Origin of the sequence: Corallococcus sp. RDP092CA (genome assembly GCF_041903675.1) — a bacterium.
In the GTDB taxonomy this organism is placed as follows: Bacteria; Myxococcota; Myxococcia; order Myxococcales; family Myxococcaceae; genus Corallococcus.
In genome coordinates this window covers 1-15,670 of sequence record NZ_JAYESI010000014.1, presented here as the reverse complement: position 1 = coordinate 15,670, position 15,670 = coordinate 1, and the positions used below count along the sequence as shown (strand labels likewise).

13 protein-coding genes are annotated in these 15,670 nt (G+C 70.3%); 4 read left to right on the top strand and 9 right to left on the bottom strand.

Translation table 11 applies throughout. The features are described 5' to 3' along the window. Positions 1 to 30: 30 nt before the first annotated feature. The 3 genes from U8525_RS16985 to U8525_RS16975 form a co-directional block, all read right to left on the bottom strand. On the bottom strand, positions 31 to 474 hold the full coding sequence (locus U8525_RS16985) for an inorganic diphosphatase (RefSeq protein ID WP_374266882.1): 444 nt from the start codon (positions 472 to 474) through the stop codon (positions 31 to 33). Then, positions 471 to 1,484, bottom strand: coding sequence for a stage II sporulation protein M (locus U8525_RS16980; protein WP_374266880.1), 1,014 nt, complete (start codon positions 1,482 to 1,484; stop codon positions 471 to 473). Before U8525_RS16980 ends, U8525_RS16985 begins: the two co-directional genes overlap by 4 nt. Positions 1,485 to 1,584: 100 nt before the next feature. Beyond that, positions 1,585 to 3,153: a bifunctional UDP-sugar hydrolase/5'-nucleotidase gene (locus U8525_RS16975; RefSeq protein ID WP_374266878.1), complete on the bottom strand. Its 1,569-nt coding sequence runs from the start codon at positions 3,151 to 3,153 to the stop codon at positions 1,585 to 1,587. A gap of 51 nt (positions 3,154 to 3,204) precedes the next feature. Between U8525_RS16975 and U8525_RS16970 the strand changes: the two genes are divergently transcribed. Further along, positions 3,205 to 4,746 carry a hypothetical protein gene (locus U8525_RS16970; protein ID WP_374266876.1) on the top strand — a complete coding sequence of 514 codons (1,542 nt, stop codon included), beginning with the start codon at positions 3,205 to 3,207 and terminating at the stop codon, positions 4,744 to 4,746. Between the two features lies 1 nt (position 4,747). Here the strand turns inward: U8525_RS16970 and U8525_RS16965 are convergent, their stop codons facing one another. Further along, a complete protein-coding gene (locus U8525_RS16965; RefSeq protein ID WP_374266874.1) occupies positions 4,748 to 7,852 on the bottom strand; it encodes a cyclic nucleotide-binding domain-containing protein in 3,105 nt (1,034 codons plus the stop codon). 203 nt (positions 7,853 to 8,055) lie between these two features. On the opposite strand from U8525_RS16965, the gene U8525_RS16960 reads away from it, so the two are divergent. Next, a complete protein-coding gene (locus U8525_RS16960; protein ID WP_374266872.1) occupies positions 8,056 to 8,904 on the top strand; it encodes an RDD family protein in 849 nt (282 codons plus the stop codon). Here U8525_RS16960 and U8525_RS16955 read toward each other — a convergent pair. Further along, positions 8,846 to 9,364: an outer membrane beta-barrel protein gene (locus tag U8525_RS16955; RefSeq protein ID WP_374266870.1), complete on the bottom strand. Its 519-nt coding sequence runs from the start codon at positions 9,362 to 9,364 to the stop codon at positions 8,846 to 8,848. The genes U8525_RS16960 and U8525_RS16955 overlap by 59 nt on opposite strands. Before the next feature lie 103 nt (positions 9,365 to 9,467). Between U8525_RS16955 and U8525_RS16950 the strand changes: the two genes are divergently transcribed. Both U8525_RS16950 and U8525_RS16945 read left to right on the top strand, forming a co-directional pair. Beyond that, positions 9,468 to 10,529: a tetratricopeptide repeat protein gene (locus U8525_RS16950; protein ID WP_374266868.1), complete on the top strand. Its 1,062-nt coding sequence runs from the start codon at positions 9,468 to 9,470 to the stop codon at positions 10,527 to 10,529. 27 nt (positions 10,530 to 10,556) lie between these two features. Further along, positions 10,557 to 11,600 (top strand): FHA domain-containing protein, encoded by a 1,044-nt coding sequence (locus tag U8525_RS16945; protein ID WP_374266866.1) that lies wholly within the window; start codon positions 10,557 to 10,559, stop codon positions 11,598 to 11,600. Positions 11,601 to 11,702: 102 nt separating this feature from the next. Here U8525_RS16945 and sctV read toward each other — a convergent pair whose 3' ends face one another. From sctV to U8525_RS16925, 4 genes are all read right to left on the bottom strand, one after another. Next, entirely contained in the window at positions 11,703 to 13,829 is a 2,127-nt protein-coding gene (gene sctV, locus U8525_RS16940) for a type III secretion system export apparatus subunit SctV (RefSeq protein WP_374266864.1), read from the bottom strand. A gap of 87 nt (positions 13,830 to 13,916) precedes the next feature. Then, entirely contained in the window at positions 13,917 to 14,384 is a 468-nt protein-coding gene (locus U8525_RS16935) for a tetratricopeptide repeat protein (protein WP_374266862.1), read from the bottom strand. Between the two features lie 102 nt (positions 14,385 to 14,486). Further along, positions 14,487 to 14,954: a hypothetical protein gene (locus tag U8525_RS16930; RefSeq protein WP_374266860.1), complete on the bottom strand. Its 468-nt coding sequence runs from the start codon at positions 14,952 to 14,954 to the stop codon at positions 14,487 to 14,489. A 180-nt stretch (positions 14,955 to 15,134) separates the two neighbouring features. Further along, the gene (locus tag U8525_RS16925) at positions 15,135 to 15,356 is read right to left on the bottom strand and encodes a hypothetical protein (protein ID WP_121725455.1); all 222 of its coding nucleotides are present in this window, start codon (positions 15,354 to 15,356) and stop codon (positions 15,135 to 15,137) included. Positions 15,357 to 15,670 lie beyond the last annotated feature (314 nt).

The window sequence follows — 15,670 nt, the reverse complement described above, 5'->3', positions numbered from 1 at the left end:
GACCGTCCTGCGGATGACCGGGCCCCTCGGCTAGAGGTCGGCGCCCTCGCGCAGCCAGCCCACGAACCGCGTGTCCGGCGCGTCGCCGCGCACGCGGTGCAGGCCGCGCTTGAACAGCGCGTAGACGCGGAAGAAGCGCTCCAGGCCCGCGCGCTCGGAGGCCGTCATCGGGTGCGTCCCGCACACCACCTTCGGGTCGCCCCTCCCCGCGTCGATGAAGCCCAGCACGGCCACCACCGGCACGCGCACGCGCTGCCCCTGCGACAGGCGAGGCCCCAGCACCACCGCGTCCAACGGGTCTCCATCATCCGCCAACAGGCCCGGAATGGAGCCGTAGTTGTACGGACACGGCAGCGGCGACACGAAGTCCACCGAGCCATCCGCGCGCCGCTTCACCATCGAGAAGCGCGGGCACTCAATCAGCACCTCCGGCTCGCGCGGCAGCGGAGGCACGGACAGGTCCGGCCTGTTCATCCCGCCAGCTCCGGCGTCGCCCGCGCGCCGCTCCGCCGGCCGCGCATCCAGTCCGACAGCAGGTACGCATAGACGCCCGCCCCCACCGTGAGCGCGAAGGTGACCTTGAAGGTGACCGACAGCTTCGGCGGGTGGATCTGCGACACGGTGCCCTCGATGAAGCCCGCGAGCACGAACAGCGCCAGCGTGCCGAACAGCAGCTTCACCGCCGTCACGGCCTCCTTGCGCAGCGCCTGCCCGCGCGACAACCCACCCGGCGCCACCATCCCCCGAGCAATCACGAGCCCCGCCGCGCCCGCGATGCAGATGGCTGAAATCTCCGGGATGCCGTGCGGGAGGATCCACGCCCAGAACCACCCGGCCATCCCCTTCGCCGCGTACACCTGCGCGAGCGCCCCCAGGAACAGGCCGTTGGTGAACAGCATCACCGCCGTGCCCAGCCCCAGCGTGATGCCCAGCGCGAACGCCAGGAAGGCCACCTGGATGTTGTGCGTGAAGAGGAACGTCGTGAACTGGGCCTGCTCCTCCACGGACAGGCCCTTGCCCGCGGCCTCGTCCGCGGCGCGCTTCACGGGGTCCATCTTCACGTGCTGCTCGGGGACCAGGTAGTGCGCGGCGTCGGGGTCCACGACCATGCCCACGTAGCCGAAGCCCGCGCCCGCCAGGAACAGCAGCACCGACGCCACGTACATGCGCCACTCGCGGTGCAGGAGCGCCGGGAAGCCGCGCGCGACGAAGGCCCACACGTCCGCGAGGCGGGGACGACGGCCCGGGTACGTCAGCGCGTACGCGCGGCCCACCAGGTCGTTGAGGTACGCGCTCACGTCCGCGGAGCCGCTGCGCGCGCGCACCCACAACAGGTCGCTGGAGACGGCGCGGTACAGCCTCCCCAGCGAGCGAGCCTCCTCCAGGCTCAGCCTGCGCAGCCCCTCGCCCTCGGACTTGTCCAGCAGCGTCTCCAGTTGCTGCCAGCGCGGCCGCCGCGTCTCGATGAACTCCGCCATCTCCATGGGCCCACTCTAGCCGAGCGGCGCAAACGACGAGGCGCCGGCCGCCCTCCCCGCGTCGAGGGAGGACTCCGGCGCCCCGGTGCTTCAGGAAGGCGGCGCGCTACTTGATGAGCTTCTCGAGCGGCTTCGCCTCGGTGGAGCCCTGGGCCTCGGTCCACTCGACGACGGGCGTCTGCCACGCCATGCCCGTCTCGGCCGGGTCGGTGTCCAGCTTCTCGAAGTCGAAGCCGTCACCGCCGAAGTACAGGTACTCCACCGTGGCCACGGTGTACTCCTTCTTCGGATCCAGCGGCTTGCCCTGGGCGTCCTTGAACTTGCCCTTGCCCGCCGGGGTGAAGCCGGCCACGAGCGCGTCCGGGTTCGCCAGTTGCTTGGCCAGGTCCTCGCCCTTGAGCTTCACGGTGAGCAGCGAGTTCTCGAAGGGCATCGCCGAGTACACGCTGCCCAGCGTCACCTCGCCCTTGGCCAGGCCGTTGCGGATGCCGCCCTTGTTGAGGATGGCCGCGTCGGTGTTGAGCTGCGCGCGCACGGCGCCCGCCACCCACTTCGCCATCAGCGGCGAGCCCTGCGGGATGCCCGCCTTGGTGAAGCCGATCTTCCGGCCGAGCGCCTGGTCCACCTTCGCCTGCCACTCCGCGATGCGCTTCGCCGTCTCCGCGTCCGGCGTGCCGCCCGCCACCTCGACGACCTTCGTGTCCACGCCGGTCAGCTTCTGGCCCGCCGCCTTCGACGGGTCGAACTTCAGCTGCGCGCGCAGGTACGAATCGAAGCCGCGGCCCAGCGACGCGTAGGTCGTCTCACCCTCGGTCTTCACGCCCGGGGCGTCCGTGCCGCAGCGGCCACCGGCCACCAGCGACACCTTCCAGTCCGCGTGCTTCGCCAGCACCGGCTGCAGGTCCGTGGGGCACTGGTCCGCCACCACCACCACCACGTCCGCGCCCGCCTTGCGCGCCTCCGGCACGGCCGCGCTCAGCGCGTCCTCGTTGGGCGTGACCTCCAGGCCCTCCGCGCGGCCGGACATCGCCGTGCGCACCGTCTTCTGCGAGGTGAGGCCCACCACCGCAATCTTCAGGCCCCGCCGCTCGTAGACCTGGAACGCGGGCATGGACAGGTCCTTGGCCAGCGTCTCATCCGACACCTTCAGGTTCGCCGCCAGGAAGGGAAAGCCCCCGGCCGCGCGGTTCTTCAGGAAGGAATCCTTGGCGTACGACAGCTCGTGGTTGCCCAGCGCGGAGGCCGCATACCCCATGTGCCCCATCACCTCGGCCGTCGAGGCGCCCAGGAAGAAGGACGAGATGGCCGGGCCCGTCCACAGGTCGCCCGTCGTCAGGGCGAGCGTGCCGGCATCCGGACAGGTCGCCTGGCCGTCCTTCAGCGGACCGGCACAGTGCTTCTCGTCATTCACCCAGCGGCCCATCAGCTCCGCGGCGCCGCCCTTGCCGTCGACGGGCAGGAGCTGGCCCCGGGCGTTGCCGGTGACGAGCACCGTCACCTCCGAGGGCGGGGGCGGCTTCGCGGCCTCCGCGGGGGGCGGCGTGGCCGGCGCCGGCGGGGGAGTCTTCTCACAACCCGCGAGGGCTCCCAGGGCGAGGACCAGCGCGCCGGACGACAGCCACAGCTGGCGGGAAGGACGACGGAAGGGACGCAGCGAGAGAAGGTTCGGGTTCACGGCTGGGCCTTTAGCACATCCCCGACGTGGTAGCGTGACCCAATGACGGGCATGAAAGGCAAGGATTTCAAGCCTTTACAGGAGGAGAAGGACGGCGGGACTCCGAGCGGAAAAGGGGGCGTCCGGGGCCGGAATTTCGCCTCCGAGCTGTGGGGCGAGGTCCGGGGCGGCGCCGAGCACTTCCAGTCCACGCAGGGCCAGCTGCCCCAGGGCCGCATCCGCCAGTTCTTCTACGGCGTGGCCCTGCCGTTCCACATCGCCCGCGTCACGCTCGCGAGCCCGGCGGTCCGCGCCGCCTACGTGAAGATGACCGCGCTCCAGACGGCGTTCGTGTTGATCATCGCCGCAGGCTGGGCGCTCCACGAGTTCGACGGAGACGAGCATCGGAAGCCCCCCGAGACGGCCGTGACCCGGGCCGCGCGCGAGCAGGCGCAGGCCCGCATCGAGGCGCGGGCGAAGGAGCTGGAGGCCGCGATGAAGGCCCGGGAGGGCCAGGGGGACCCGGCCGCCATGAAGGAGGCGCTCAGCACGCTCATCCAGGAGGCCATCCACGCCGGCCAGGAAGGCGACCTCCCCCCGGAGGAAGCCGCCGAGGCCGTCGAGGAGGCCGCGGAGGCCGCAGAGGAAGCGGCGGAGGAGCGCCGCCAGGCCGCCGAGGAGGCCAGGGCCGCCCCGAGCGAGGGTGAGCAGCCCGCTCGCGAAGCCGAGCCCACCGCGCCGGAGGCCCGGAGCGAGGACGCGGCGTCGCACGAGGAGGAGTCCCTGGGCGCCCAGCTCTCCGCCACCATCCGGTCGGAGGTGGAGAAGGCCCTTCGCGACGTCCCGGAGGCGACGCAGAAGGGCCCGCGCGTCCGCAAGGAGCCCCAGCAGCAGGGCTTCAACATCGACGCGCCCACGGTGCGCGACGGCGTCTTCTTCCTGGGGAGCTGGGAGTTCTGGGCGCTCTTCTTCGGCTCGCTGAGCGCGGTGCAGTGGCTCGTCGTCGCCCTGTCGCGCGACTACCACACGGTCATCTCCCGCGAGGCCAGCCTCGCCACCGGCGTTCCTCCCGAGGACCCCGAGTTCACGCCGCGCGTGCGCCTCAACGTCCCGTGGCTCCGCGCCAAGCTCCAGCGCCGCTGGAGGGCCTTCCTGCTGTTCGTGATGGGCATCCCCGCCCTGGTGCTCCTCTGCATCCCGCTGTGGTGGGTGCCGAAGTCGTTCACCGTGCTCAGCAGCCTCTGGGGCTTCTGGTGGCTGCTCGTCTTCACCGCCGCCAAGAGCGACCGCGCCTGGGTGGCCCCCGTCACGCGTCCGCCCTGGTTCGTGCGCGCCTGGAGCGCGCTGCCCGCCCTGCGGGTCTTCCGCGGGCTCACGTCGAGCCTCGCGCGGCGCTCGGAGAGCGTCGCCGCGCCCATCGCCACCGTGGAGCGTCAGCCGTGGGTCTTCGCGGGCCTCGCGCTCACCCGCTTCGTGGGCAGCATCCCGCCGTTCCGCTGCTTCACGCGGCCGTTCATCCCGGTGGCCTCGGCGCACCTCATCGGCATGGACCCCATGCAGCCCCCCGCGCTCAAGCGAGACGAGTCGCCGCCCGCGCACGACGCGGGGGACTGACTCACACATCCGAGGGCGCGTTGCCCTCGGGGGGCAGGCCGCCAATGCCCTCCAGCGACGCGAGCGACGCCTGGGGCGCGCCCAGCTCCAGCCGCTGGCCCTCCTCGCGGCGGGCGGGCAGGTCGATGACGCTCTGGAGCTGCTGGCTCACGGAGCGGAAGAAGCCGGTGAGCAGCTCCGGCCGGTCCGCGAGCAGGTCCAGGAAGTCGCGCCGGTCGATGACGAGCACACGCGTGTCCACCGCGGCGATCATGTCCGTGGGTCGGGGCGCGCCGTCGAGCAGGCTCACCTCGCCGATGGCCTCCTTCGCCTGGAAGCGCAGCACGTGCTCGCCGTTGCGGAACGCGTCCACCGCGCCCTCGACGATGACGTAGAGCGCGTCGCCCGGGTCGCCCTGGCTGTAGAGCCGCTGCCCCGCCTTGTAGGACGCCTCGCGCGCCACCTCCGCGATGGCCGCGATGTCGTCCACGTCGCTCTGGGAGAAGACGCTCACGCCCTCCAGGGCGAACATCCGTTGGACGATGGTATCGCTCATGTCACCCTCCTGCGGGAGCACGTCCAGGCCGTTGAGCCGCGCCACGTGGCGGGCGCACGCGCGCAGCACCAGGTCCTCACTCTGCACGAGCCCCGCCAGCCGCCGCCACAGCCGGCCCGGCGCGCCGGGCGGCAGCTCGCGGTGGTGGGCCTCCACCTGCTCCATCACCAGCTCGCGCTCCTCCTGCGCCACCAGGTTCTCCAGCAGCTCCAGCGCATAGGCGCGCCGGCGCGAGTCGCTGCCCACCAGGTGCTGGTGGATGCGGCGCATGGCCTGCGGCGGGTGCAGCAGGCCCAGGAGGAAGAACGACAGCTCCAGCGCCTGATCCAACCGGTCGCCCACCGCGCGCGTGAGCAGCGACTGGGGGCCCAGCGCCGCCTGCACGTCGCGGAAGGCCCCCACCAGCTGGCGGTATGTGTCGCGGCGGCGGCCCAGCGCCTCGTGGATGCGGTCCACGTCCACGGGGTGGTCCGGCTGCTCCTCGCGCAGGCGGGACAGCTGCGCGCCGATGCGGAAGTGCAGCGCCGCGTCGTCGCGCACGTTGGAGAACAGCAGCGCGTTGAGCGCCGCGGGCGAGCCGATGCCGCGCAGCACGCGAGGCAGCTGCATCCGCATGGCCAGCGGCGCGGCCTTGTTGTTGAGCTGCAGCTCCAGGAGCGGCGTCACCGCGTCCCCCAGCAGCACCAGCGACTCGCGCGCGGCCGGACGCTCCTCGCGCCAGGAGAGGAACGGCAGCAGGCGCGGCGCCAGCTCCACGTAGCCGCCCTCCCCCACCGCCACCAGCGCCACGCGCCGCACGGAGATGTCCATGTCCTCCAGGTAGAGCGACAGCGGCGACGCGAACCGGGGGTCCTTGAGCCGGCCCAGCAGCCGCGCCACCTCCCGCCGCTCGGCCACGGGCGCGTGGTCGCCCTTCGCCAGCAGCTCGCGCAGCGACTCCAGCGCCGCGGAGCTGCCCTGCGTGCGCATCAGCGCGCCAATGGCCGCGCAGCGCAGGCCCACGTCCGGACTGGTGAGCAGCGGCGGCAAGAGCCGCTCCGCGCGCTCCGGGGACAGGCGCGCCAGGGCCCAGACGGCCTGGTCGCGAGGGCGCCGGGGGCCCTCCTCCACCAGCCGCTCCAGCATGGGCGCCAGCTCCCGCGCCTCCAGGGACAGGGCCAGCGTCACGCCGCGCTCCTGCACGCGCTCGTGGGGATGGGCGAGGAGCGCGGCCAGGTGCTGCCGCAGGGGCGAGTCCTCCGCGTGCTCCAGCATGTCCACCGCGCGCAGCACCCGCTCCGGCGTGGGCGCGCCCAGCGCCTCCACCAGCAGCTTCTGCGCCTCGCCGCCCAGCTCCACCTCCTCCTCTTCGTGGGCGCCCACCTGCTCGCCCAGCGCCGTGAGGTACGCGGGCTTGAGGCGCACGAGCAGGAGCCCCAGCGCGGCGCACAGCGCTACCACCGCCACCGCCATGGTGAGGCCGTTCGCGCCCCGGCCCGCGCCGATGAGCAGCAGGCCCGCCAGCACCACGCCGCCCTTGCGCAGCAGGCCGTCCACCGCGCTGCGCAGCCCCTCGCGCTGCTCGTCCGGCACCGCCGCGTAGAGCAGCTGGATGCCCACCGGGAGGATGGAGTAGCTCACCGCCGTCTCCACCAGCCGCAGCAGGTGCACCGGCCACAGCTGCCCGGTGACGAGCGTGGCGCCCGCCAGCGGCGCGAGCACCATGGGCACCAGCGCCAGGTACATGAGCAGGCCCATGCGCTTGAGCAGCCGCTCCGCCACGAGCAGCTGGAAGGCCACGCAGAACAGGCCAATCCACAGCTGCAGCGAGCCGAACAGCGCCGCCAGCCCGTCCTCGCTCAGCGTGCCCTCCACGCGCAGGCGGAAGAGGTAGTCCACGAAGGATGACAGGACGGCGAACGCGATGCCCAGCGCCGCCAGCACCTGCGCGTACGGGCTCTCCCCCAGGTAGCTCCACGCCGGGAACCACGCCTGCAGCGAGCGCGGGCGCGTGGGCTGCGCCGGCTCCGCCTTGTGGAGGTGGTGGAAGATGGCGCCCGCGGCCAGCAGGCTCACCGCGCCGCTCACCACCACCGCGGGCGTGCCCAGCCGCTCCGCCAGCGCCTGCACCAGCAGGCCGCCCGCGATGCCGCCGCCCATGCCGAAGCCGTTGAGCACCGTGAACGCCCGGCGCGCCTCGCGCGCGTCGAACGCCGCCGCCATGCGCCCCCAGAAGCGGAACGACACGAAGGTGCTGAAGCAGTCCGCGAACAGGTACAGCGCCAGGGCCGGCATGCGCTGCCCCGCGGACAGCGCCGCCGCCAGCCCCAGCGCCAGCACCCCACCGAGCCCGGTGAGGATGCCCGGGGACTCGGTGGGCGCGCCCGGCCGGCCGCGCGGCAGCAGCGTCAGCGACGCCGTCATCAACGCACCCAGGAGGTAGAGGTACGGCAGCGCCTGGGACTCGAAGCGCGACAGCACCAGCGCGTTCGCGGACGTCTTGAGCTGCGTCACCCCGGCGATGAGCGCGAACTGGAAGGCACCCGCCGGCAGGACGCGGCGGTTCCAGGATGAGGTTTCAGAAGGGGCCACGGGCGCGGGAATGCGGACAGGATAACGTGGAGCCCGCTAATCACGAATAACACTCTCGCGGCCCCGCTCGCACCTGCCCGCCAGCCGGAGCCGGCCGCCCGCCTGCCCGGCGTCGGGGCCGGACGGGAGGTCCTTGCGGCCCCCACGAAACGCATCCGCCAGGAGCGCCGGAACGCGGGCCGCGTGGCGTACACTCCGGCGCCGTGACGCCCACCCCCGACACCCTGCTCGACGGCACCCACACGGTGCTGACCCCGGAGTACGTGGAGTTCCGCTTCACGCTGGCGGGCGTCTACTCGCGCTTCCTCGCGTGGCTGGTGGACGCGCTCATCGTCGGCTTCGCCACGGCGGTGGTGCTGCTGGTGTTCCAGGTGGCCATGGCCGCGTTCCCGGGGTTCGCGAGCGCGCTGGGCATCGTCGTGTACTTCCTGGTGGACTGGGGCTACGCCATCACGTTGGAGACCGCTTGGGCGGGCCAGACGGTAGGCAAGCGCGTGATGTCCCTCCGGGTCATCCAGGAGAGCGGCGTGCGCATCGGCTTCTACCACGCGGCCCTGCGCAACCTGGCGCGCGTGGTGGATCGGCTGCCGGCGCTCTACCTCGTGGGCGGCTCGGTGGCGCTCGCGTCGCGCTCGCACCAGCGGCTGGGGGACCTGCTGGCCGGAACCATCGTGGTGCGCGAGCGGCGCCTGAAGGTGCCCTCCGCCCTGGAGACCCGCGGCGAGGAGGGCCTGCTGGCGGATCCGCTGTTCGTCTCGCGCGTGAAGCGGCTGTCCACCGAGGAGCGGGAGCTGGTGCTGTCCGCGGCCCTGCGCCGCGAGGAGCTGCGGCTGGAGGCGCGGCTCACGCTGTTCTCCGCGCTGGGCGCCCGGCTGCAGGACTCGCTCGCCATGCAGAAGCCCGCCCACCTCTCGGATGAGAAGTGGACGCTGCTCGTCGCCGCCGCCCTGCTGCCCACCCCGGGGCAGCGCCCGGGGCGCTCCAGCCCGGGGCCTAGAAGTACGTCGCCAGGCCCACGGAGCCCGTCAGCGACGTCTGCGTATCCGCGTTGAGCGCGATGTAGAAGTTGTACTGCACGCGCACGCCCAGGCTCACCGAGTCGCTGAGGAAGAAGTCCACGCCCGCGTTGGGCCCGATGCCCACGAAGTTGCTGGTCGTGTCCTTGAAGACGATGAGGAAGCTCACGTCCGTGCCGATGTACGGGCGGATGGTCTCCTCCAGCAGCAGGTAGCGGATGCCCAGCGACGGCGCCAGGCCCACCACGCGCTTCTCCGGCGAGGCGTAGGTGTCCTTCGGGAACATCACCTTCGACAGCGAGACGACCTCGAAGCCGTTCTCGATGTAGAGGCTGCCCTCCAGGCCGATGAACGGCGTGCCCGCGAGTCCCGCGGTGCTCTTGAAGTCCATGTAGCCCAGCGACAGGCCCAGACTCCGGTTGGAGAACTGCGCGTGAGCAGGAGCCGCGCCCAGCAGGGCAGCGAGCAAGCCGAAAGCACAAAGGTAGGTACGCATGGCGGCGCACTCTACAGCCGGCCTAACCCATGGAAAACAGCGCTGATTCAGCGGCAGGCCGGCGTTGCCTCTCGGGGTGGCGCTCTCCTACACTCGGTCGGCCATGCGTCTTCGCCGCCTCGTCCTCACGCTGACCGCCGCTGCCTCCCTCACCACCACCGCCTGTCTCAGCACGCCGCCCCCGCACGAACGGGCGCTCATCAACAACGAGTTGTGCGCGCAGGAGATGGCCAACGGAGACCTGCAGAAGGCGGAGACCTTCTGCAACCTGGGCCTGGAGTTCTCCCCCCAGTACGCGGACCTCTGGGCCAACAAGGGCCTCATCGCCATGTACTCGGGCAACAAGGGCAAGGCGAAGGAGTTCTTCATCAAGGCCCTGCGCTTCAACCAGGAGCACCTGCAGGCCTACCAGAACCTGGGCGTCCTCTACCTGGAGGAAGGCGCCTACGGGAAGGCCCACGACAACTTCAAGCGCGCCCTGCAGGTGAACCCGGACAACCTGGAGTCGCGCTACGACCTGGGCCTCACCTACATGAAGATGGGCAAGACGAAGCAGGCCAAGAAGGAGTTCGACACGCTGCTCGCGGTCAACCCCAACGTGGCCAACGCCCACCACAACCTCGGCATCATGGCCTACGAGGAGAAGGACCTGGAGACCGCCTACGAGCACATCTCCCAGGCCGCCCAGCTCACCCCGGACTCCGCGGAGGTGTGGCACGACCTGGGCACGGTGCTGATGGAGCAGAGCCGCTTCGCGGAGGCCCGCGAGGCCTTCGGCAACTGCGCCCGCCTGGACGAGAAGAACTCCAGCTGTCTCAACAACCTGGCCGTCGCCCAGCGCAAGGTGGCCCTCACCGACTCCGCCCTCAAGGAGCTGAAGGACACCCAGACGGCGGAGAACAGCGCCCCGGCCATGTACCTGCTGGCGCGCCAGTACCGGGAGAAGGGCCTCATCGCGGAGGAGGAGGGCGCCTACCGCAAGTGCGTGAAGCTGGACGCCAAGTTCGCGCCCTGCCACTTCGGCCTCTTCCAGATCTTCTCCGCAGCCCAGAAGAAGAACCACGCGGAGACGGCCTGCAAGAACTTCATGAAGTTTGGAACCTCCGAGGAATTCCCCACCGAGTACACGACGTGTGAGAGATTCCTGGCCAACGACTCGTTCTAGCCGTCCCTTCGGGTAGCGACACACGCGATGAGCGTCCGTCTGACCGTCACGCAGCGCAGCGAGGCCGGAGGCGCCTCGGGCAAAGAGGTCGTCCTCGACGACTCCGTCATCACCCTGGGGCGGGACAAGACCTGCCAGGTGGTGCTCCCGCAGCAGGCGGTGTCGCGCAACCACGCGCGCATCAGCCAGGAGGGCACCCTCTACTTCCTGGAGGACCTGGGCAGCGCGTACGGCACGAAGATCAACGGCAAGGCGCTCCCCAAGGGAGAGAAGGAGCTGCTGCGCAACGGCGACATCATCGCCATCGCGCAGTACGACGTCCGCTTCGACAAGGTCGTGGAGATCGCGCCGGACGTCAGCGACAAGACGTCCTTCCTCGCGCGCGGCATCTTGAAGGACGCGATGCGCGGCCTCGCCGGCGGCGAGGAGCGCTTCCTGCGCTACATGAACGGCCCGCGCGAGGGCCAGCGCATCGAGATCTCCGAGGCCCAGGAGCACATCTTCGGCCGCGACGAGAAGGAAGCCGACGTCATCCTCAAGGACGACCTCGTCTCCCGCAAGCACGCGAAGGTCCGCCGCGACTGGTCCGGCACGCACGTGGAGGACCTGGGCAGCCGCAACGGCATCAAGGTCAACAAGAAGCGGGTGAACCGCAAGGCGCTCAAGGACGGCGACGAGTTGGAGATCGGCGCCACCCGCTTCGTCTACGTGGACCCCGCCGAGCCCCCCGACGAGCCGGCGGTGAGCCTCTCCGCGGAGAGCGCCAGCGCCCCGGCCCCCTCCCCGCCCCGCCCCTCCCCGCCCCGCCGCGAGGAGCCGCCCCCGCCAGAGCCCGAACCGGAGCCGCAGCCCGAGCCCGCCGTCGCGCCGCCGGAGGAGCAGGCCGCCTCCGAGGAGCCACCGCCCGACTCCGGCGACGCCGGCATGGAGATGCCCATGCCGGAGCCCGAGCCCGAGCTCGCCGCCGCGTCCCCGCTCGCGGACAAGAACAAGCTCGTCACGCTCATCGTGATGGGCGTGGTGGGGCTGAGCTTCCTGGTGCTGATGATCGCCGTGCTCGCGGGCGCCTGAAGTCCCACGCCCGCGCGTCCACACACGGCCCCACTCCCTCCCCGGAAACGACAAGGCCCCCGCCGAAGCGGAGGCCCTGGGACGTCACCGCCCGTCCAGCCGCTACCGGCCGGAGGAGATGCGCGCCACCGGCTGGATGTTCAGGTCCGGGGACAGCTCCTGGTAGCTGAGGATGGAGAACGAGGGGTTGAACTCGTACTCCAGCAGCTTGCGCACGTAGCGGCGGATGTCCATCGCCGTGAGGATGACGGGGCGCTGGGCGCTGGGCGGCAGGTGGCCGCACTCCGAGCGCACCGCGCCGACGATCTCCTGGGCGATCTCCGGCTCCAGCGCCAGGTGGGCGCCCGCGGAGGTGCGCTTGATGGAGCTGCGGATGGCCTCCTCGATGTTGGGGTCGAGCAGGTACACCACCAGCGTGCCGGTGCCGCGCGCGTACTTGTGGGAGATGTAGCGGCGCAGCGAGGCGCGGACGTGCTCGGTGAGCATGACGTTGTCCGCCTCCACCTGCCCGTACTCCGACAGGGCCTGGAGGATGCCGCGCAGGTCTCGGATGGAGATCTCCTCCTCCACGAGGCGCCCGAGGATGTCCGTCAGCTTCAGCACGTTGACGATCTTCGGAACGACCTCCTTGACGATGGCCGGGAACGCCTTCTCCAACTGCTCCAGCATCGTCTGCGTCTCCTGCACGCCCACGAACTCGCGGGCGTTCTTCCGCAGCACGGCGGCGGTGTGCAGGATGATGTAGCCGGGCACGTCCCAGGTGGTGAGGCCCGCGGACTCGAGCGTCTCGCGGAACTGCTCGGGCACCCACGCGGCCGGCTGGCGCGTCGCGGGGTTGATGGCCTCGAAGCCGGGGATGTTCATCAGCTTGAGGCGGTCCACCGTGTCGTTCACCAGGATGTGGCCCAGGGTGGCCTGGCCGGTGACGACGGGAACCTCGTTGATCTGGATCTGGTAGGCCCCGGGCGGCAGGCCGCCGTTGCCGCGCGCGCGCACGCCGGGGAAGCGCACGCCCAGCTCCACGAAGAGGCCGTCGCGCATGAACGGGATGAGCTCGAAGAGGAACTTGCCGCCGTCCTGCCGCGAGTCCACGAAGGGCACCAGCGCGTCGGACACCTCCAGCACGATGGGCGTGACGACGGGGATGAACAGCTCCGAGTCCGGGTTGAGCTGCTCCTTCGGCGGAGGCTCCGCGGACACGGGCGTGCCGAAGCTGGACTCCATCGCGGGGCCGGCCTCCTCGGCGGCCAGCGCCTCGTCGCGCTTGCGCATCATCGTGTAGGCGCCGAAGCCCGCGCCCGCGCCCAGGATGAAGAAGGGCACCTTGGGGAGACCGGGGATGAGGCCCAGGGCGATGAGCATGCCCGCCGCGATGGCGATGGCCTTCGGGAAGGCGGTGAGCTGGCTGCCCACGTCCTTGCCCAGGTGCGCGCCCTCCTCCTCACCGCCCACGCGCGTCACCAGGATACCGGCGCAGGTGGAGATGAGGATGGCGGGGATCATGCCGACGAGGCCGTCACCGATGGTGAGCAGCGTGTACTTCTGCGCGGCGTCGCCGGCGGACATGCCCTTCTGGGTCACGCCGATGATGAGACCGCCCACGATGTTGATGACCGTGATGATGATGGACGCGATGGCGTCGCCCTTCACGAACTTCATCGCGCCGTCCATGGCACCGAAGAGCTGGCTCTCTCGCTCCAGGTCGCGGCGCTTCTTCTTCATCTGATCCTGATCGATCACGCCGGCGCGCAGGTCCGCGTCGATGGACATCTGCTTGCCGGGCATGGCGTCCAGGGTGAAGCGCGCGGCCACTTCCGCGACGCGCTCCGAGCCCTTGGAGATGACGATGAAGTTCACCACCACCAGGATGAGGAAGAGGATGGCGCCGACGACGAAGTTGCCCTGCACCACGAACTGACCGAACGCCACCACGACCTCACCGGGGTCACCGGTGAGCAGGATGAGTCGCGTGGTGGAGATGGTCAGCGACAGGCGGAACATCGTCGTGATCAGCAGGATCGTCGGGAACGACGACAGGTACAGCGCGCTGGGCACGTAGAGGGAGATGAGGAGCAGTACCACCGAGATGCTGATGTTCAGCGTCAGCAACACGTCCAGGATGAGCGTCGGCAGCGGGACGATCATCATCCCGATGATCGCGACCACGACCACCGCCAGGACGATGTCGGAGTACTTGTTCAGGAAGCTGTTCGGATCGGCGTTGGCCATCGGCGGGGCCATCCTAATCCGTGCACGGCCCCGAGCCCAAGGGGGGGGCCATCCCTCACCTGTCCGGCGAGGGAGCCTGCGGTCAGGCTACGAGGGGTCCTCGGGGGCTTCGGATTCCGAAGCCTCATCCGAGCTCTCCAGGGCCGCGGCGGCGAGCATGCGCGCACGACGGCTCAGGGGGTCCTTGTCCTCGGGGTCCAGCGACACGGCATGCTGGAAGTCACGCGCCGCTTCCATCGTCCGGCCCTGGCGCAGGAAGGCCTCGCCGCGGTTGACGAAGGGGGTGATGTCGGTGGGGTCCAGCTCGATGGCGCGGTTGAAGCACGCGACAGCCGTGTCCAGGGCCTCCAGCGCCAGGTGGCAGGCACCCAGGGCGGTCTGGAAGTAGGCCTCGCTCGAGTCCATGGCCGCGAGCTTCTCGAAGATGGCCAGCGACTCGCTGAAGTGCCCGTCCTGGAAGAGATTGAAGCCCTCCGTCGCCCGTTCCAGCATCTCCGGGCCCGACAGGGGCTTCTCGTTGTCGCTCGACACCGTGGCCTTGGATTCAGTCGTCATCGGCGCGTTCACCGGGGCGGGGGCAGCAGCGGCGGGGAGTCTAGCCCGGGGCCCCCGCCAGTTCCAGACAGGGGCCCGTCCAAGGCACGGGCTGACGGAAGACTACTTCTGCTCGTCAATCCGCTCCTGCACCTTCGCCATGATGTCGTTCATCGACTTGTCGATGATGGACTTGAAGATGTACTCGGCGGAGGAGGACTTGTTCAGCTCCTTCTTGGCCTCGGCCTCGATCTGCTCCGGAGTGGCGTCCGGGTTGGCCGCGACGAACGCGTCGACCTTGGCCTGCGCCGTCTCCACCGCGCGCTTGCCCGAGGTCTCGTTCAGGATGCCCGTGTACTGCTGGGCCAGGTTGTTCACGGCCTCACGGCCGGCGGCCTGAGCATCCGCGGACGAGGTCTTCTTCGCGGCGGCCTGCTGCGCAGGAGCGGCGGCCTGCTGCTTGAGCTGCGCGCTGAAGGCGTTCAGCTCGCGCATCGCCTGGTTCGACGCGGCCGGGTTCGACTGCGTCGGGCCGGTGGTGCGAGCCGTGGGGGAGAAGGAGGGGGTACGGTTGATCGTGTTGGAGCCCATGGAGCCAACCTCGTTCGAAATGCGGTTTTCTAGGTTATCGGCACAAAGGGTAGGAGAGTTTCTGGATCCCGAACAGGGGGGCAAGCGCTTCTCTGGACCCGAAAACGCCGCCGGCCCCGGACCGGCACCCCCGAAGGAGCACCAGCGCGGGGCCGGAGCGAACCACCAACCTGTCAGCGACTACTTCAGGTTGTTGATGGCCGCCATCGCCATCTCGTCCATCTTCTTCATCAGGTTCGTGATCGTGCTCATGATCTGCGAGTCCTGCTGAACCTTCTTCTGCGCCTCCAGGAAGCCGCGCTGCTCCGGCGGCGCCTGGGCGATCATGTCGTCCATCGAAGAGCGCTGGGAGTTGGAGGTGCTGATGGCGGTGGAGAGGACGTTCGCGAGGCCGCTGGCCATGGTGTGCTCCTTCAGGAGGACGACGAGAGGTTTGTACGGCGACAGCTACAAAAGGATTATCGGCGGAGGACCTCCGGAGTTTCCTGGCCATTTCCAGGATCATTTCCCCCCGGCACCCGCGCCGAGCATCCTGACCGGAGCCTAACGCACCACCCCACCGGCCTGAAACGCCGCCGGCCCCGGACCGGCACCCCCGAAGGAGCACCAGCGCGGGGCCGGAGCGAACCACCAACCTGTCAGCGACTACTTCAGGTTGTTGATGGCCGCCATCGCCATCTCGTCCATCTTCTTCATCAGGTTCGTGATCGTGCTCA

Excerpts from the sequence above, each read along its gene's own strand:
- U8525_RS16985 (WP_374266882.1), bottom strand. The coding sequence starts at position 474 with ATGAACAGGCCGGACCTGTCCGTGCCTCCGCTGCCGCGCGAGCCGGAG.
- U8525_RS16930 (WP_374266860.1), bottom strand. The coding sequence starts at position 14,954 with ATGGGCTCCAACACGATCAACCGTACCCCCTCCTTCTCCCCCACGGCT.
- U8525_RS16955 (WP_374266870.1), bottom strand. The coding sequence starts at position 9,364 with ATGCGTACCTACCTTTGTGCTTTCGGCTTGCTCGCTGCCCTGCTGGGC.
- U8525_RS16950 (WP_374266868.1), top strand. The coding sequence starts at position 9,468 with ATGCGTCTTCGCCGCCTCGTCCTCACGCTGACCGCCGCTGCCTCCCTC.
- sctV (WP_374266864.1), bottom strand. The coding sequence starts at position 13,829 with ATGGCCAACGCCGATCCGAACAGCTTCCTGAACAAGTACTCCGACATC.
- U8525_RS16925 (WP_121725455.1), bottom strand. The coding sequence starts at position 15,356 with ATGGCCAGCGGCCTCGCGAACGTCCTCTCCACCGCCATCAGCACCTCC.
- U8525_RS16945 (WP_374266866.1), top strand. The coding sequence starts at position 10,557 with ATGAGCGTCCGTCTGACCGTCACGCAGCGCAGCGAGGCCGGAGGCGCC.
- U8525_RS16980 (WP_374266880.1), bottom strand. The coding sequence starts at position 1,484 with ATGGAGATGGCGGAGTTCATCGAGACGCGGCGGCCGCGCTGGCAGCAA.
- U8525_RS16935 (WP_374266862.1), bottom strand. The coding sequence starts at position 14,384 with ATGACGACTGAATCCAAGGCCACGGTGTCGAGCGACAACGAGAAGCCC.
- U8525_RS16970 (WP_374266876.1), top strand. The coding sequence starts at position 3,205 with ATGAAAGGCAAGGATTTCAAGCCTTTACAGGAGGAGAAGGACGGCGGG.